The 16197-nt window shown below is 62.2% G+C and carries 17 protein-coding genes; 9 read left to right on the top strand and 8 right to left on the bottom strand.

The features are described 5' to 3' along the window. Positions 1 to 6 precede the first annotated feature (6 nt). Genes B5M07_RS00750 through B5M07_RS00735 form a run of 4 tightly spaced genes read right to left on the bottom strand, consistent with a single transcriptional unit; the run spans position 7 to position 3762 of the window. Positions 7 to 1044 (bottom strand): TRAP transporter substrate-binding protein, encoded by a 1038-nt coding sequence (locus B5M07_RS00750; RefSeq protein ID WP_067939693.1) that lies wholly within the window; start codon positions 1042 to 1044, stop codon positions 7 to 9. Between the two features lie 50 nt (positions 1045 to 1094). Continuing rightward, positions 1095 to 2420 carry a TRAP transporter large permease gene (locus B5M07_RS00745; RefSeq protein WP_067916408.1) on the bottom strand — a complete coding sequence of 442 codons (1326 nt, stop codon included), beginning with the start codon at positions 2418 to 2420 and terminating at the stop codon, positions 1095 to 1097. Next, positions 2420 to 2986: a TRAP transporter small permease subunit gene (locus tag B5M07_RS00740; RefSeq protein ID WP_067939696.1), complete on the bottom strand. Its 567-nt coding sequence runs from the start codon at positions 2984 to 2986 to the stop codon at positions 2420 to 2422. Before B5M07_RS00740 ends, B5M07_RS00745 begins: the two co-directional genes overlap by 1 nt. Continuing rightward, the gene (locus B5M07_RS00735) at positions 2983 to 3762 is read right to left on the bottom strand and encodes an N-formylglutamate amidohydrolase (RefSeq protein WP_120349833.1); all 780 of its coding nucleotides are present in this window, start codon (positions 3760 to 3762) and stop codon (positions 2983 to 2985) included. The genes B5M07_RS00740 and B5M07_RS00735 overlap by 4 nt, the downstream gene beginning before the upstream one ends. A gap of 119 nt (positions 3763 to 3881) precedes the next feature. Between B5M07_RS00735 and B5M07_RS00730 the strand changes: the two genes are divergently transcribed. The 5 genes from B5M07_RS00730 (at position 3882) to B5M07_RS00710 (ending at position 8852) form a co-directional block, all read left to right on the top strand. Next, the gene (locus tag B5M07_RS00730; protein WP_120349832.1) at positions 3882 to 4754 is read left to right on the top strand and encodes a MurR/RpiR family transcriptional regulator; all 873 of its coding nucleotides are present in this window, start codon (positions 3882 to 3884) and stop codon (positions 4752 to 4754) included. Positions 4755 to 4888: 134 nt separating this feature from the next. Continuing rightward, on the top strand, positions 4889 to 5941 hold the full coding sequence (gene nadA, locus B5M07_RS00725; protein WP_093927636.1) for a quinolinate synthase NadA: 1053 nt from the start codon (positions 4889 to 4891) through the stop codon (positions 5939 to 5941). Positions 5942 to 5952: 11 nt separating this feature from the next. Next, the gene (locus tag B5M07_RS00720; protein WP_120349831.1) at positions 5953 to 7515 is read left to right on the top strand and encodes an L-aspartate oxidase; all 1563 of its coding nucleotides are present in this window, start codon (positions 5953 to 5955) and stop codon (positions 7513 to 7515) included. Further along, positions 7512 to 8357, top strand: coding sequence for a carboxylating nicotinate-nucleotide diphosphorylase (nadC, locus tag B5M07_RS00715; RefSeq protein ID WP_120349830.1), 846 nt, complete (start codon positions 7512 to 7514; stop codon positions 8355 to 8357). The genes B5M07_RS00720 and nadC overlap by 4 nt, the downstream gene beginning before the upstream one ends. A gap of 45 nt (positions 8358 to 8402) precedes the next feature. Then, positions 8403 to 8852: a GNAT family N-acetyltransferase gene (locus B5M07_RS00710; protein WP_120349829.1), complete on the top strand. Its 450-nt coding sequence runs from the start codon at positions 8403 to 8405 to the stop codon at positions 8850 to 8852. Here B5M07_RS00710 and B5M07_RS00705 read toward each other — a convergent pair. From B5M07_RS00705 to B5M07_RS00695, 3 genes are all read right to left on the bottom strand, one after another. Continuing rightward, complete coding sequence (locus tag B5M07_RS00705; protein WP_120349828.1) at positions 8842 to 10347, bottom strand: heme biosynthesis protein HemY; 1506 nt, start codon at positions 10345 to 10347, stop codon at positions 8842 to 8844. The genes B5M07_RS00710 and B5M07_RS00705 overlap by 11 nt on opposite strands. A 10-nt stretch (positions 10348 to 10357) precedes the next feature. Continuing rightward, entirely contained in the window at positions 10358 to 11938 is a 1581-nt protein-coding gene (locus tag B5M07_RS19555; RefSeq protein ID WP_254693943.1) for a hypothetical protein, read from the bottom strand. 71 nt (positions 11939 to 12009) lie between these two features. Next, the gene (locus B5M07_RS00695; protein ID WP_120349827.1) at positions 12010 to 12708 is read right to left on the bottom strand and encodes a uroporphyrinogen-III synthase; all 699 of its coding nucleotides are present in this window, start codon (positions 12706 to 12708) and stop codon (positions 12010 to 12012) included. Between the two features lie 75 nt (positions 12709 to 12783). On the opposite strand from B5M07_RS00695, the gene tsaD reads away from it, so the two are divergent. From tsaD to B5M07_RS00675, 4 genes are read left to right on the top strand one after another with little or no spacing between them, the layout of a single operon-like run. Further along, a complete protein-coding gene (gene tsaD, locus B5M07_RS00690; protein WP_120349826.1) occupies positions 12784 to 13887 on the top strand; it encodes a tRNA (adenosine(37)-N6)-threonylcarbamoyltransferase complex transferase subunit TsaD in 1104 nt (367 codons plus the stop codon). Beyond that, a complete protein-coding gene (locus B5M07_RS00685; protein WP_120349825.1) occupies positions 13884 to 14837 on the top strand; it encodes an NAD(P)H-dependent glycerol-3-phosphate dehydrogenase in 954 nt (317 codons plus the stop codon). The genes tsaD and B5M07_RS00685 overlap by 4 nt, the downstream gene beginning before the upstream one ends. Before the next feature lies 1 nt (position 14838). Next, the gene (locus tag B5M07_RS00680; protein ID WP_067623436.1) at positions 14839 to 15111 is read left to right on the top strand and encodes a YciI family protein; all 273 of its coding nucleotides are present in this window, start codon (positions 14839 to 14841) and stop codon (positions 15109 to 15111) included. Continuing rightward, complete coding sequence (locus B5M07_RS00675; protein ID WP_120349824.1) at positions 15111 to 15530, top strand: EVE domain-containing protein; 420 nt, start codon at positions 15111 to 15113, stop codon at positions 15528 to 15530. Before B5M07_RS00680 ends, B5M07_RS00675 begins: the two co-directional genes overlap by 1 nt. A gap of 267 nt (positions 15531 to 15797) precedes the next feature. Here the strand turns inward: B5M07_RS00675 and B5M07_RS00670 are convergent, their stop codons facing one another. Continuing rightward, positions 15798 to 16139, bottom strand: coding sequence for a DUF2853 family protein (locus B5M07_RS00670; RefSeq protein ID WP_120349823.1), 342 nt, complete (start codon positions 16137 to 16139; stop codon positions 15798 to 15800). Between the last annotated feature and the right edge of the window lie 58 nt (positions 16140 to 16197).

The following is a 16197-nucleotide window of genomic DNA, read 5'->3' as shown; positions in this document are numbered from 1 at the left end:
GTCGGTTCAGCCATTGGTGTAGGGCGGACCGGCTTTGTTGATGACTTCGTTATAGTCGCGGAAGATCTGCACGATCTTGGCGTGCACTTCGCCTTCTTCGGCGATCTCTGTCCAGAAGTCCTTGGCCGCGTTTTCGACCTCGGCCCATTCGTCGGCAGGCACGGTGCTGAGCTTGAGCTTGTCGCCCTGCGCCCGCAGACGCGCCTCGCCGCCCCAGTACCATTGGTTGCGGTAGGTGTGGCCCGCTTCGATCCCCGCCATGACCAACTGCTTGAGGTGATCCGGCAGATCGGCCCATTGCTGCTGGTTGACGAAGAACGAACCGATCCAAGCACCCGAGATGTTGTTGGTGAGGAAGTAGTCGGTCACGTCGGCCCAGCCGACGGTGTAGTCTTCGGTGATGCCCGACCACGCCATGCCGTCCAACTCGCCGGTCTGCACGGCAACTTCGGCATCTTCGTAAGGAATGTTCACCGGCACAACGCCGAACTTCGACAAGAAGCGGCCCGCGGTGGGGAAGGTGTAGAGCTTCAGACCGTCCAGATCGGCGACCGACTTGATTTCTTTGGTGGTGTTGAAGTTACAGGGGTCTTGGCCCGCAGCCGACAGCCATTCGACTCCAACCTTGGCGTATTCCTCTTTCCAGATGTCGGCCAACCCATATTGGTTGAACAGCACCGGCACGTCGAGGATGTGCTTGGTGGCGAAGGGGAAGTAGCCGCCGAATTGTTGCAGCGGCGTGGGCGAAGCCATGGAGTCGTCATCGGAATGCACCATGTCGATGGTGCCGCGCTGCATGGCTTGGAACAGCTCGCCGGTGGGGACGATCTGGTCGGCGTAGAAGAGTTCGATCTCCATCTCGCCATTGGCGGCGGCGTTGATGTAATCGACGGCAGGTTTGGTCACCTGCTCACCCAAGGCAGCACCGGCATAGGTCTGCATGCGCCATTTGATCGGCGCTTGGGCATGGACAATTGACGGCGCGGCGAGGGCCGCAGGGGCGGCGACGGCGGCCCCGGATAGAAACTTTCTGCGAGTGGTCATACGTCTCTCCTTTGTTGAAATGTCAGGCCGTCTTTGCGCGGCTCTCATTGTTATTTGTCGTAGATATAATCAGGCAGCCATGTCGCGATCTGTGGGAAGACCATGACGAGTATCAGCGCCAAGACCATCACCAGCACGAAGGGCGTGATCGAGGCATAGATGTCGCGCAGGGTGATCTCCGGCGGGGCCATCGCGCGCATCAGAAACAGGTTATAGCCAAACGGCGGCGTCATATAGGCGATCTGCGTGGTGATCGTATAAAGGATACCATACCAGATCAGATCAAAGCCCAGCGCACCGACGAGCGGCACATAAAGCGGGGCCACGATGACCAGCATCGCTGTGTCATCAAGGAAGGTGCCCATGATGATAAAGCTGAGCTGCATCATGATCAGGATCATCCACGGGCTCAGGTTCATCTTCTCGGTAAAGAGGCTCTCAATCGCCTTGACCGCGCCCAGCCCGTCAAAGACCGCGCCAAAGGCGAGGGCTGCGAGAATGATCCACATGAACATGCAGGTGATGCCGAGGGTGTTGCGGACGGAGTTCTCAAAAACTTCGCGCGTCATCCGGCCCTTCAGCACAGCGGCAAGGAACGCCGCCCCTGCCCCGATGGCAGAGCTTTCCACAAGACTGGTCCAGCCGCGCACAAACGGCACCATCATCACCGCAAAGATCACCAGCGGCAGGATACCCGCACGCAGGAGCCGCAGTTTTTCGGCGCGGGGAATGTCGCGATCTTCGGCCGAGAGGATGGGGCCGAGCTCTGGGTTCATGCGGCAGCGGATCACGATATAGGCGATAAACATCGCCGCCATCATCAGCCCCGGAATGACACCCGCCAGCCACAGCTGGCCCACCGGCTGCCGCGCGATCATCGCGTAAAGCACCAGCACGACCGAGGGCGGCACGAGGATCCCAAGGCTCGATCCCGCTTGGATCACCCCCGTCACCATCCTCTTGTCATAGCCACGTTTCAGCAATTCCGGCAGCGCAATGGTCGAGCCAATCGCCATCCCCGCCACGCTCAGCCCGTTCATGGCCGAGATCAGCACCATCAGACCAATCGTACCAATCGCCAGCCCGCCGCGCACGCCGCCCATCCAGACATGGAACATCTTGTAAAGGTCATCGGCGATGCGGCTCTCGCTCAGCACATAGCCCATGAAGATGAACATCGGCAGCGTCAGCAGCGGATACCACTTCATCAGCTTCATCGCGGCGGCAAAGCCGATGTCATATCCGCCCTTGTCACCCCAAAGCAGCAGCGCCGAGACCACGGCGATAAAGCCGATGGCGCCAAACACCCGCTGGCCGGTCAGCAGCATCAGCATCATCGATGAGAACATCAATGTCGCAATCATTTCATAGGACATCAAATGGCCTCACCCTTGAGCCGCAGCACGTCTTTCAACAGCTCGGACAGACATTGCAGCAGCATCAGAAAGATACCGACGATCATCACGACCTTGATGGGCCAGAGGTAGGGCCGCCAAGCGGAACTGGATTTCTCCATATGGCCGATCTCTTCGGTGCCCGTGACCAACCCACCGAAAAAGCTAAACGGCTCGGTCCCCCAATAGCCCAGCGAATAGGCGGTGGAACTCACCGCCCCATAGAGCAGCACGCAGAGATAGAAGATCAGGAAGAAAACAGTGAACAGGTCAAACCACGCCTTCCGGCGCAGCGACCAATCGCCATAGAGCAGGTCCATCCGCACGTTCGAGCCGAGTTGGATCGAATAGGGCCCGCCTAGGATGTAGTAGCCCACCATGATGAATTGGGCCATTTCCAGCGTCCAAAGCGAGGGGACGAAAAACGCTTTGCTGACCGTCGACCACAAAAGCACCCCCATCAGGACAAAGATGCCATACATCATGATCCGCCCGATCCGTCGGTTCATCGCGTCGATGCCCCGGATATAGCCACGCATGAATTTCATGGTTTGGCGTCCTTCATCGCGTCATTCATTTCGGGCCGCATCAGCGCGGCACGCAACCAATTGCTGATCATCGCGGCCATCTGCTGTTGCTCGGCCTCGGTTGTGATCAGGTCATTACGGATCTCAAGCATGACATGCGGATGGCCATGCGCCAAACCGTGTTCCTTGAGCGTATGGGTTACCCCGTCTTGGGGGCCATAGGGCGCGTTGCGCTCGACCGTTAGGTCCGTGAACTCTGGCGCCACCGCCAGCATCGCATCCGCCAGCCGTGTGTCACTGTCATGCAGGATGCCAATTTCCACACGGCGCGGTTTGCCGTGGTAGATGGGCGTGAAACTATGCACCGTCACGATCGCGGGCGCATCGACCCGCTTGATCGTCGCGGCAAGGGTCGCGCGGAAGGGCTCGTAATAGCGCGTCACCCGCTCGGCCCGGCCCGCCTCATCAAGCGTGGCATTGCCGGGGATCGCGAAAATCTCGCTCTGGGCAGGCATCGCGCCGGGGGCTTCGGGCGGGCGGTTGCAGTCGTAAACAAGCCGCGAAACGCGCCCGGCAACCAGCACGGCGTCTAAATCCTGCCCCATCGCCCGCGCCACGGCCAGAGCGCCGGGATCCCATGCCACATGGCTTTCGCGGGCCGCAGCATCCAGACCAAGACCATCAAAGCAGGCCGGTATCTCACGCGCCGCATGTTCGCAGACCAACACCAGCGGTGCCTTGGCCCCGGCGTTAATCACCTCGACGGCTTCATTCGAAAGATCTGTCTGCTCTGACACCTTGTCCCCCTCAGTTGATCAAACCTCATTCGGGCGGGGGGCTTCTGTCAACAGAATAATGTCAAATTTATTACAACGCCGTTCAGTTTGTGTTATTACTCGTCAAAAGAGGGGCATCCATGGCTGAACCGACGCTGACCATTTCCGACCGTATCCAGCAAGAACTGGACCGGCTGACCCGTGCTGAACGCCAACTTGCCCATTCGATTCTTGAGAATTACCCCGCCTCTGGCCTCGGCCCGCTGACGGCGCTGGCCAAGGACGCCAATGTCTCTACCCCCACCGTGGCGCGAATGGTGCAAAAGCTGGGGTTCAAGGGCTACCCTGAGTTTCAGAACGAGTTGCGCGAAGAGCTAAAGGCCAAGGCCAAGAACCCCATCGCCAAACACGACACATGGACCGAAGGCGCGCCCTCGGGCCATGTGCTGAACCGTTTCACCGACGCGGTGATCGACAATATCCGTCACACCCTCGGCCAGATTGAACCGGCCACCTTTGATCGTGCCTGCGCCATGATCGCCGATACCGCGCACCCGCTTTATATTGTGGGCGGGCGCATCACGCATACGATGGCGGAATATCTGTTTCTGCACGCGCAGATCATCCGGCCCCGGGTCACGCATATTCAATCCACCTCGAACGCTTGGCCGCATTACCTGCTCGACGTGGGCGAAGGCGATGTCTTCGTCATCTTCGACGTGCGCCGCTATGAGAACAACACCCTGAAACTGGCCGAAATGGCCCATGCGCGGGGGGCCAAGATCATCCTCTTTACCGACCAGTGGCGCTCTCCGGTGCATAACCTTGCCGATATCTGTTTCTCCAGCCGGATCGTCGCGCCCTCGGCTTGGGACAGTGCGGCGGCGACGCTTTTGCTGGTGGAAAGCGTGATCTCGGCCATGCAGGACATCAATTGGGCCGACACCAAAGACCGGGCCGAGCGGCTGGAAGAGATGTTCGATCAGACCCGATTGTTCCGCAAATTCACCTGATCCACAAAGGCTGAGCGCCCTGTCATAAAGGGTATTGGCTTGCCCAAACCCCGCCAGTCGTCTATGGCCAGCACGCCGGGTGTGGTGTCCAGCGCGGTGCCGTGACACGCGCCAAGGCCGGAGGGGGACCGACCATGCGTGATGAAATCTTTTCGCCCAGCGAGCTTGAGCGCCATTATGACCTCGCGCCATCGCCAGCGCTGGCGGCTGAAATGGCCGATATCTACGCCAAGATGGACCGTGTCGTTTCGCCCCCCGATTGGGCCATTCACGCGCCCTATGTCGCCGCGATAAACAAGCTGAAAAAAGAGCGTAACGCGGTCATCCTCGCGCATAACTACATGACGCCTGACATCTACCACGGCATCGCCGATTTCGTGGGCGACAGTCTGCAACTGGCGATCAAAGCGACCGAGGTTGAGGCCGATGTGATCGTGCAATGCGGTGTGCATTTCATGGCCGAGACCTCGAAAATCCTGAACCCGTCGAAAACCGTGCTGATCCCCGATATGGAAGCGGGCTGTTCGCTGGCCGAAAGCATCACCGCCGAGGGTGTCGAACAGATGCGCGCGCAATACCCCGGCGCGCCGGTGGTGACTTACGTGAATACCACGGCCGAGGTAAAAGCCGCGTCGGACATCTGCTGCACCTCCTCCAACGCCGCGCAGATCGTCGCCGCGATGGAGAGCGACACGGTGATCATGACGCCCGACAAATACCTCGCTCAGAACATCGCCAAACAGGTGCCCGAGAAACGCATCGTCTGGTGGGACGGTGCCTGCATCGTGCACGAACGCTATACCGCCAAGGATATCGCCGATTACCGCGAGTGGAACCCCGACACCCGCATCATCGCGCACCCTGAATGCCCGCCGGATGTGGTGGCCGAGGCGGATTTCTCCGGTTCGACCAGCGGCATTTTGGACTATGTGCACCGCGAAAAACCGGCGAAAGCGATGCTGGTCACCGAATGCTCCATGGCGTCAAACATCGCGGATGAGCTGCCCGAAGTTGATTTCGTCGGCCCCTGCAACATGTGCCCCTACATGAAGAAGATCACGCTGGAAAAGGTGCTGTGGTCGCTGCACACCATGTCTGGCGCGGTCGAGGTTGAGGCGGAAGTCTCCGAAAAAGCGCGCGTCGCGGTGCAGCGGATGATCGACCTCTCCCGCGAACTCGGCCTCTGAGGGCCGCGCCGGTGCAAGAGATCACAACCGGCAGGATCATCATCGTCGGTGCGGGCCTCGGCGCGCTTTATGCAGCGCTTTGTCTTGCGCCGCACCCGGTTTTGCTGATCTCGCCTGATCCGCTTGGCTCGGGGGCCAGCTCCGCTTGGGCGCAGGGGGGTGTCGCTGCTGCGATGGCGCAGGCCGACAGTCCAGAGGCGCATGCGCTGGACACCATCGCCGCCGGTGCTGGCACGGTAGAAGCGCGCGTCGCGGCGACCGTGACGGAAGAGGCCCGCGCCCATATCCTTGCCCTGACCGACTTTGGCACCGCTTTCGACCGCAGCGCCGATGGCGGCTATGTCATGTCCCGCGAGGCGGCGCATAGTTTCGCGCGTGTGGTGCGGGTGCAGGGCGATCAGGCCGGGGCCGAGATCATGCGCGCCCTGATCGAGCGGGTGCGCAACACCCCGTCGATCCAAGTACTCGAAGGCGTGTTGGCGCGCGGATTGGACAGCGACGGCAGCAAAGTCACCGGCGTTGAGATTGAATTGGCCCGGGCCAAAGGCTCCGCCCCCGCCCTGCTGCGCGGCGCGGGGGTCTTGCTGGCGGGCGGCGGGTCGGGCGGGCTCTATGCGCTGACGACCAATCCGGCTCGCATTCGCGGGCAGGTGATCGGGATGGCGGCACGGGCAGGCGCGCTCATCGCCGATGCAGAATTCGTGCAGTTCCACCCCACCGCCATCGACTGCGGCGAAGACCCCGCCCCCTTGGCAACCGAAGCCCTGCGCGGCGCCGGCGCGCATCTGATCAACAGCGAGGGGGCGCGGTTCATGACCGAGGTCCACCCGCTGGCCGAACTCGCCCCGCGTGACATCGTGGCCCGCGCGATCTTTGCCCAGACCCAAGCGGGCCAGCGCCCCATGCTCGACACCCGTGCGGCCTTGGGCCCTGCGGTGCTGGCCGAGTATCCCGCCGTCGCAGCCGCCTGTGCCCGCAACGGCATTGACCCGGTGATCCAACCGATCCCCGTGGCCGCCGCCGCGCATTACCATATGGGCGGCGTGGCCACGGATGCGCATGGGCGTTCCAGCCTCGCCGGGCTTTGGGTCTGTGGAGAGGCGTCTTCGACCGGGCTGCACGGCGCGAACCGGCTTGCATCGAACGGGCTGCTCGAAGCGCTGGTCTTTGCCCGCCGCGCGGCGCAGGACATGCTTGAGGAATGCAGCACCGGCGACAGCGGCACGGTGGCCCTGCCCGACCTGCCCGCTGGCGAAACACCCGCTGAGACCCTCGTCGCCCAGTTACGCCAAACCATGACCGCCCATGTCGGCGTTCTGCGCGATGCGGAAGGGCTGCAACGCGCCCTTGCCACGATTGCACAGATCGAAGCCGCACAACCCGACTGCGCCCAGCTGCAAAACATGACCGCCACCGCGACACTGATCACCGCCGCCGCCCTCGCCCGCCGCGAAAGCCGGGGCGCGCATTGCCGCACTGATTATCCCGACACGCTCCCCGAAGCCGCGCGCAGTTTTCTGACACTGGCCGAGGCGACCGCATTCCGCTCCAACCATGAGGAACTTCCCGCATGACCACCGCCCTGCCCGACCTGATCCTAGAGCCGCTGGTCCGCGCCGCGCTGATGGAAGACCTCGGCACCTATGGCGATGTCACCACCCGCAGCGTGATCCCCGAGGGTACAACCTATTCCGCCCGCCTGCGCGCCCGCGCCGAGGGAGTCGTTTCCGGTATGCAGATCGCACGGCTGGCCATTCATCTGGTCGATCCAACGCTTGAGGTTCGCACGCTGAAAGAAGACGGAAGCACGATTTCCGAAGGCGACACGCTGATGGAGATCGAAGGCTCCGCCGCCGCGATCCTGTCGGCAGAGCGTGTGGCGTTGAACTTTGCCGGGCGGCTTTCGGGCATCGCCACCCTGACAGCGGCCTGCGTGGCCGAAACCGAGGGCACCGAGGCCCGCATCACCTGCACCCGCAAGACCACGCCGGGGCTGCGTATGGTGGAAAAACAGGCGGTACTGCATGGCGGCGGGTTCAACCACCGCTTTTCCCTCTCGGATGCGATCCTGATCAAAGACAATCACATTGCCGCAGCCGGTGGCATTCGGCCAGTCTTGCAAGCGGTGAAAAGCAACGCCTCGCATATGACCCGCGTCGAGATCGAAGTGGACACGCTGGCGCAGCTGGAAGAAGTTTTGGACGAAGGCGGCGCGGATGTTGTGCTGTTGGACAATATGGACACGGCGACGCTTCGTGAAGCGGTGGAAATGGCCAAGGGCCGCATCGTTCTTGAGGCATCGGGCAACATGACATTGCCGCGCATAGCCGAGGTCGCGGCGACGGGGGTGAACTATATCTCCATGGGCGCGCTCACACATTCTGCGACAACGCTGGACCTTGGGCTGGATTTCTGAACCAACTAGGGCAAAGATCGCGCAGCCAGCGAAGGGAGCCCCGCCATGTCCGACCTTACCATCCGAACCGTGAGAGACCATGACCGCGCCGATTGGGAGCGGCTCTATCAAGGCTATGCCGAATTTTACAAAGTCGAGCAGACGCCAGAGATGCGCGCGCGGGTCTGGTCTTGGCTGCATGACCCGCTAACAGAGGTCGAAGGGCTGGTCTGCGAAGACGCCGAAGGACGGGTGATCGGCCTGACCCATTTCCGCCATTTCGCGCGCCCCTTGGCGGCGGCGACGGGCTGCTTCCTCGACGATCTCTTTGTGGAGCCGCAAGCACGCGGCAGCGGCGCTGCCGACGCGCTGATCGGGGAAGTGAAAAAGATCGCCCAGAAACGCGGCTGGAGCCTCGTGCGCTGGATCACGGCCGAGGATAATTACCGCGGCCGTGGGGTGTATGACAAGCTGGCAACGCGGACCAACTGGGTCACCTACGACATCAAGCTGTAGGATCGGGCGCCTTTTTCGGGGCCTCGGGATTGGTCGGCTCGTCTGGGTCAGTCACCAACTCTGCCTCTTCGATGTCGTCGGTCCGGGTTGTCAGCGCGCCTTCTGGCGGTGTCGTTTCCGGGGCACCGACGATCAGCGGCAGCATCTGCACACCGCTTGGCATGGCGACTTCCGAGAGCGGCGGGGTCTTCCATTCCAATGTGTCGAAGCTCTTGCAGTTTTCGCAGATCGGCTTCCATTCGGCGTGGATGTGGTGACAATTCTCGCAAATCCACTGCGGCCCGCGCGAGACATTGAGCGCGCGTGTCAGCCAGCCTTTGACCACCGTATCAGACGCGCCCTCACCCCGCTCGATCGCGGCCATCAGCGTGACGGAACGCGCGGAGGGATCGGTCTCAACCAGATTGCCAAGCGCACGGCGCGCTTCGGGGAAATCTTCGTTGGCGATGTGCAATTCGGCCAGCAGCATCTTGGTTTCGGGATGGTCGGGCTGTGATTTCGTCAGCGCGCGGAACCGTTTGATGCGCTGCTGCGGGGTCTCATCGGGCTGAACCTCGGCAAAGGCGGCGGCAAGGTCGGGGTGTGGGTGCACGCTCCACGCTTTTTGCAGCACTTTCGAGGCATAGCGCGGTTTGTCCTGCGCGATATAGCTGCGCGCGGCCATCACGGCGGCGGGCACCAGATCGGGCGACAGGCGGTTGGCTTCGATCGCGGCTTCGCGCGCCTCGATGCTGTTGCCTTCGGCGATGACTTCGCGGGCTTCCGACAGCGCCAGCACCGCATCGCGGCGTTTGTGCACGTCGCGCGGCAGGTGGCCGTTTTTGTACTTGGCCTGCAAGGTGCCGCGCGCGCCGGTCCAGTCATGCTTTTCGGCCTGCAACTTCAGCAGCGTATCGCCGGTTTCTTCGTGTTTGGGCTTCAGCGCGAAGGCCTTCTCGGCCAGTTTCAACGCGGTCTCGGTATCCCCATCGGCCAGCTTTTGTTTCATGATGCCACGCACGCCGACGAAACGGGTCTTTTCGTCTTCGACCAGCTTGCGATAGGTCCGCTCTGCCTTGCGGCGGTCGCCTGCAAGCTCTGCGGCCTGCGCGGTCAGCAGATTGGTCAGCGCCGGGCGTTTGAGATAGCGGTCCGCCTTGGCGGCCTTGGCCATCGCAACCTGACCCTCACCGCTGGCAAGCGCCATCAGCCCGTCCGACAGCGCCTCATAGCCCTTCCGTTCCCGGTTGCGGTCAAAGTAGCGCGACAGGGCGGTCTCATCCCCATTCAGGAAATGCCAGACCGCCGACAGCAGCGCCACGATCTTGAGCAGCACCCAGACCGCGAACATCAAAAGCAAAACGGCGATGACCGATTGCAGCGGCCCGAGGGTATATTCGGTGCCCGCCACGGTCAGTTGAATGCCGCCCTCGCTTTCCAGCAAGAAGCCCGCACCCCATGCCAAAGCGGCGACGAGCACGACGAAAAGAACGATTTTAATAAGAGACCAGAGCATTTTTCGTTCCTCAGTTGGCCGTCAGGCGTTGGGAGAGTTCATTGGCGGCGGTTTCAGCCGCCTGCCGCGCGCGGGCATCGGCAAGCCATTCCGCCATCGCGTCCTGCGCAGGGGCCGGCAGCGTTTCGATCTCGGCCAGCGCATCGGTCAAACGGCCATCGCGCACCGCCGCTTCAGCGCGGGAGAGGACAGCATCGGGGTCCGTCCCTTCGCGGGGCGCGACCGAGCGGGCACCAAGCTGCCGTTTCAGGAAGCTGCCAAAGCCGCCTTCGCCTTCTTCCGGCACGGCGGCACGGGCGGTGGCCAAGGCCTGCCGCGCGGCGTCGGGATAACGCGCTTGCAGATTGGCGAGGGTGACCACACCGCCCGCAGCGGTCTCAGTCAGCGCTTGGGGAATGTTCTCAACCCCGGCTTCCTGCAACTCGGCCAGCGCGGCCTCAAAGGGGCGTCCGGCGCTGATCGCGGCGTTCATCTGGGTGATGCCGGTCTGGGCGCGGGCCGCTTCTGCAGCGGCGGCGGTCGCCTCTTCGGCGGTTTGGGCGTTATCCAGCAGGCTTTCGATTTCGCGGCGCTGCTCAGCGACCGAGGCGCGCAGGGCTTCCATTTCACGCTCAAAGGCCGCGACTGCAATCTCGTTTTCGCCACCGCTTACGGGCTGTTTCTCAACCGTGGTGAGGCGGCTGTCGATCTCGGCCAATTGGCTTTGAAGCGCCGAGAATTCTTCGCGTGCGGCGGTCAACTCTGCGCTGAGCGCGTCGACCTGCGGCAGGCTTTCCGGTAGGGCCGCAGGCTCATCAGCGCGGGCTTCCAACTCTGCGATGCGGGCCTGCTGCGCTTCGATCGCGTTTTGCAATTCCGCAGCCCCCTGCGCGCGGGTGCCAAGAACGTCGTATTCCGATGCGGCAAACCCCAGTCCGGCGGCAATGGCCCCACCGAGCAGCATGGGGAAAAACACGCTCCGCCTGCGCTCTTTCGGCGCGGGCGCGGGGGTCGGTGTCGGGGTTGGCTTGGGGGTCGTAGCGCTTGGCTTTTCGGCCTTGGTCGGCGCGGGCTTCGACGTGCTGTCACCCGGCTTAGACGCGGCTGCCGACGCCCGCGAGGGCGCAGGATCGGTCGCTGGTTTGTCGTGGGAAACCGGTTTGTCCTTGGGCGCAACGCCGCTGGACGTTGGTTTAGGGTCATCCTTGGGCAAGGGCGTCTTTGGTGTCGTATCTTTGGCGGTAGAGGCGCTCTCCGCCTTAGCCGGTGCCTTGTCATCACGCTTGACCGCGTCGCTTGCAGCGGTCGGCTTCGCCGTGGCTTTCTCCGCTGCGGGCGCAGTGTCCCGCACGGGCAGAGTGCTGGTTGTTTTGCCCGGCTCGGTTTTGCCCAAGTCGGTTTGCCCGGGCTCGGCTTTCGCTGCGTCCGGTTTGACATCTTCGGTCTTCGGCGCGTCGGGTTTCACCGTGTCCGTACCCTTGGCATCGGTCTCGGATGGTTTCGGCGCGTCAGCTTTCTCCGCCGTTACTGCCTTATCCGCCTGCGGGGGCGTCTGTTCGGCCGTGGTCTTGTCCGCTTCGCTTTTGCTGACCGTCTTTTTGGGTTTTGCCACGCCGTACGCCTTTCGATTCTGAACCTATCATCCGCTCGCAGTGGCGAGCTTACCCGGCATACCTATGCCCCTCAAGGCAAGGTGGTGCAGCGGAAGAGTTTTTCAACGGCCTCCGCCATGGCTTCGCCAGTGGGTTCCGCAGCGACATCATGCGCATAGAGCGGCAGAGCTTCAAGCGCCTGCGCGGCGGCGGGGCTGATCGACAGGGCGATGACCCGCTCTGTGCAACTGGCCTCGCGGGCGAAATGCTGCGCGCTGCGGGGGGAAAAGAGCGGCACGATGACAGGACTTGGCCCATTTAAAAGGGTTTGCGCCGCGGCGGAGAGCGGCAAAAGGTTCTGTTCATAGATCGTCGCGACATCAACGGTCAGACCCGAAGCGCCTAAAATTGCAGCAACATCCGCCCGCCGATGGCGTCCGGCAAGGTGCAAGAGCGGGCCAATCTGCGGCTGCCCCGAGAGGGTCGCGATCAGCGTTTGGGCATCCAGCCCGGCCATCTGCGCCTGCCAGCCCGCTTTCGCCGCCGCCGCCGTGGTCTGCGGGCCGACACAAAAGGCGGGCCGCCCGTCCCCCTTTGGCGCATGGGCCACACCATTGGCCGAGGTAAAGATCACCCCGGCGAAGGGCGCGAGATCGACCTCTACACCGGTCGGGGCAATCTCGATCAGGGGGGAAATCACCGCCCCGTCCCGCAGCGCGGGCGAGAGCCGATCCAGAAACTGCGCGGCACCGGGATGTGGACGTGTCAGAAGCAATCTTGGCTGTGGCATCGCAAGGCTCCGGCATTGTTTGCGCGTGATAGCGGTGTTACCTGCGGTACAGGTGCCTTGCAACGGAAAGCCCCCATGCCCTCTACCCAACCTCAGACCCGCTTGATCCTTGGTTTGGAAAGCAGTTGCGACGATACCGCTGCCGCCGTGGTGCGTATGGGTGAGGATGGGCGCGGCACGGTGCTGGCCTCGGTCGTCGCAGGGCAGACCGAGCTGCACGCTGACTTCGGCGGTGTCGTTCCCGAAATTGCGGCTCGCGCCCATGCGGAAAAGCTGGATCACTGTGTCGAAGACGCTTTAGCCGAGGCCGGGATCGATTTGCGGCAGATCGACGCAATTGCCGTCACCGCCGGGCCGGGGCTGATCGGCGGGGTTGTCTCAGGCGTGATGTGTGCCAAGGGACTTTCGGCAGCGACGGGCAAACCGCTTTATGGGGTGAACCATCTGGCGGGCCACGCCCTGACGCCGCGGCTGACCGATGATGTGCCCTATCCCTATCTGATGTTGCTGGTGTCGGGCGGACATTGCCAGTTCCTGCTTGTGCGCGGCCCGGAGAGTTTTGACCGTCTTGGCGGCACCATTGATGACGCGCCGGGCGAAGCCTTTGACAAGGTTGCGCGGCTGTTGGGTCTGCCGCAGCCCGGGGGGCCTTCGATTGAAAAATGCGCGCAGGAGGGCGAGCCCAATCGCTTCGCCCTGCCGCGCCCGTTGTTGGATCGTGACGGCTGCGACATGTCCTTTTCGGGCCTGAAAACCGCCGTGCTGCGCGCTCGCGATAAATCCGTGGCAGAGCGTGGCGGGCTGACCCGACAAGATCAGGCGGATCTGGCGGCAGGGTTTCAAGCAGCCGTGGTCGATGTGCTTGCCCATAAGACGCGCCGCGCCTTTGCGGAGTATCCGGCAGAGGGTGCGCGGGGCCTTTGTGTGGCAGGCGGGGTGGCGGCAAACAAGTCCATCCGTGCCGCGTTAGAGACTGTTGCAGCGGAACAGCAGGCGCTTTTCGTCGCTCCGCCGCTGGCGCTTTGCACCGATAACGCCGCGATGATCGCCTTCGCTGCTGGAGAGCAAGCCGCCCTGCGCGGGGCCGATGATCTGACACTCTCGGCACGTCCCCGCTGGCCGCTGGATACCGCACGGCCTTCGATGCTGGGCAGTGGCAAGAAGGGGGCCAAGGCATGAGCGTTTCCGTCCTTGGCGCAGGGGCATTCGGCACGGCGCTGGCAATCTCGCTGGCGGGCAAAGGGCCGGTGACGCTTTGGGCGCGCGATGCGGGGGATATGGCCAAGCGCCGTGAGAATACCAAACGCCTGCCGGGGTGCCCTTTCCCTGATACGCTCACGGTGACGGATAGCCTCAAGGAAGCGAGCGAGGCAGAGATTCTACTGCTGGCCGTGCCGATGCAGCGGCTGCGCAGTGTCTTGGAAGACCACAAAGACGCGCTTCACGGGAAACATTTGGTTGCCTGCTGCAAAGGGATCGAACTCAGCAGCGGCGTCGGGCCAGTGAGCGTGATCACCCAGACCATCCCTGATGCCACGGCTGCGATCCTGACGGGGCCAAGCTTTGCCGCTGATATCGCCCGCGGCTTGCCCACCGCGCTGACCTTGGCCTGTGGCGATGCGGCGGCGGGCAAATACCTGCAAGCGGAACTGACCACGGCGAACCTGCGGCTCTACCGCACCACGGATACCATTGGCGCGGAACTGGGCGGGGCGCTGAAGAACGTCGTCGCCATCGCGAGCGGGGCCGCGATTGGGGCGGGGCTGGGGGAAAGCGCGCGGGCCGCGCTGATGACGCGCGGCTATGCCGAAATGCAGCGCCTCGCCGCGCATCTGAAGGCCGAACCGACAACGCTGGCCGGGCTTTCGGGCTTTGGTGATCTGACGCTGACCTGCACCTCAGAGCAATCGCGCAACTACCGGCTGGGGCAGTCGCTTGGCCAAGGCACGCCGTTCGACCCGTTGACCACGGTCGAAGGAGCCGCCACCGCGCGCGCTGTGGATGCACTTGCCTGCGAGGCTGCGCTCGATATGCCGATTACACGTGCGGTTGCCGGGCTGCTCGACAACCAGTTAGATGTGGCTGGCGCCATGAAATCACTACTGACCCGCCCCCTAAAGGAAGAATGATATGTTTGTTGCCCTGACCGCCCATGACAAAGCCGATGGCCTGCCGATCCGTCAGGAAAACCGGCCCGACCATTTGGCCTATCTCAAATCCAGCGATGCCGTAGCCCAAGCTGGCCCGCTGCTGAATGCCGAAGGCGGCATGATCGGCTCGCTCATCATTCTGGATGTGCCAGACATGGCCGCAGCCGAGGATTGGGCCGCGAATGACCCCTATGCCAAGGCCGGTCTGTTCCAAAGCGTGACCCTGACCCATTGGAACCGGGTGATCGGCTAATGGCCTATTGGTTGTTCAAATCCGAACCCGCAACATGGAGCTGGGCCGACCAAAAGGCCAAAGGTGACGCGGGCGAGGAATGGGACGGCGTGCGCAACTATCAAGCGCGCAACTTCATGCGCGAGATGAAGGTTGGCGATCTGGGGTTCTTTTACCACTCTCAGAAAGACCGCGAGGTTGTCGGCATCGTCGAAGTCTGCGCAGAAGCGCATCCCGACAGCAGCACCGATGACCCGCGTTGGGAATGTGTGGATATCAAAGCGGTGCGGTCGTTCAGCCTGCCTGTGACACTGGATACGATCAAGGCCGACCCACGGCTGGAGGATATGGTGCTGGTGAAAAACTCCCGCCTATCGGTGCAACCTGTGACCGAAGCGGAATGGGACCTTATCTGCGGTTTGGGTAAGACTGCGCCCTAGGGTCGGGCCCTGAGACAGGCCAAAATTAACGGTTGGGAAACGAAAAAGGGTTCCGGCACCCCGCCAGAACCCTTCTCACCCCATGTGCTCCCAAAACCACCACACATGTTCTTTAAACTCTTATCAGCGCATCAAGCCGATATAAGACTGATAGCAGAAGTCATTGAATTTCTCAACTTTCTACTGTGTCAAAGCCCCATCAAAAACGAAACGCGCGCTTAACCAAGCGCGCGTCCGAGGTAAGGTTTTGGTAAGTCTTTCCGACGATTAGCCGTAGACGGACTCTTTGCCGAAATGTTTGACCAGCATGTAATAGACCACAGCGCGGTACTTGTTCCGCTCTGACCGGCCATAGGTTTCAATCACTTTCTGGATGCCGCCCATGAGGTGCTCATCATCCGGCAGGCCGAGTTTCTTGATAAGGAAGTTGTCCTTTACGGTGTTCAATTCAGCCGTATCACCGGCAGACACCGTTTGCGCGTCGGCGTTGTAGATCGACGGACCGCAACCGATGGTCACCTTGGTCAAAAGGTCCATATCCGGGTCCATGCCGCATTTATTCTTCAGGTCCTCGGCGTATTTCGCGATCCATTCGTCACGCTTGCCCATAAATCTCTCCAACAGTAACTTCGGCTTCAGGGGTTCCTGAAACCGGAGCCTAAGGCCA

Origin of the sequence: Sulfitobacter sp. D7 (genome assembly GCF_003611275.1) — a bacterium.
In the GTDB taxonomy this organism is placed as follows: domain Bacteria; phylum Pseudomonadota; class Alphaproteobacteria; order Rhodobacterales; family Rhodobacteraceae; genus Sulfitobacter; species Sulfitobacter profundi.
Note: the sequence above shows the minus strand (reverse complement) of the source record. Positions and strands in the feature narration are given on the sequence as shown.

Coding starts and splice junctions, on each gene's coding strand:
- B5M07_RS00750 (WP_067939693.1), bottom strand. CDS start 1,044: ATGACCACTCGCAGAAAGTTTCTATCCGGGGCCGCCGTCGCCGCCCCT.
- B5M07_RS00745 (WP_067916408.1), bottom strand. CDS start 2,420: ATGTCCTATGAAATGATTGCGACATTGATGTTCTCATCGATGATGCTG.
- B5M07_RS00740 (WP_067939696.1), bottom strand. CDS start 2,986: ATGAAATTCATGCGTGGCTATATCCGGGGCATCGACGCGATGAACCGA.
- B5M07_RS00730 (WP_120349832.1), top strand. CDS start 3,882: ATGGCTGAACCGACGCTGACCATTTCCGACCGTATCCAGCAAGAACTG.
- nadA (WP_093927636.1), top strand. CDS start 4,889: ATGCGTGATGAAATCTTTTCGCCCAGCGAGCTTGAGCGCCATTATGAC.
- nadC (WP_120349830.1), top strand. CDS start 7,512: ATGACCACCGCCCTGCCCGACCTGATCCTAGAGCCGCTGGTCCGCGCC.
- B5M07_RS00710 (WP_120349829.1), top strand. CDS start 8,403: ATGTCCGACCTTACCATCCGAACCGTGAGAGACCATGACCGCGCCGAT.
- B5M07_RS00705 (WP_120349828.1), bottom strand. CDS start 10,347: ATGCTCTGGTCTCTTATTAAAATCGTTCTTTTCGTCGTGCTCGTCGCC.
- B5M07_RS00695 (WP_120349827.1), bottom strand. CDS start 12,708: ATGCCACAGCCAAGATTGCTTCTGACACGTCCACATCCCGGTGCCGCG.
- tsaD (WP_120349826.1), top strand. CDS start 12,784: ATGCCCTCTACCCAACCTCAGACCCGCTTGATCCTTGGTTTGGAAAGC.
- B5M07_RS00685 (WP_120349825.1), top strand. CDS start 13,884: ATGAGCGTTTCCGTCCTTGGCGCAGGGGCATTCGGCACGGCGCTGGCA.
- B5M07_RS00680 (WP_067623436.1), top strand. CDS start 14,839: ATGTTTGTTGCCCTGACCGCCCATGACAAAGCCGATGGCCTGCCGATC.
- B5M07_RS00675 (WP_120349824.1), top strand. CDS start 15,111: ATGGCCTATTGGTTGTTCAAATCCGAACCCGCAACATGGAGCTGGGCC.
- B5M07_RS00670 (WP_120349823.1), bottom strand. CDS start 16,139: ATGGGCAAGCGTGACGAATGGATCGCGAAATACGCCGAGGACCTGAAG.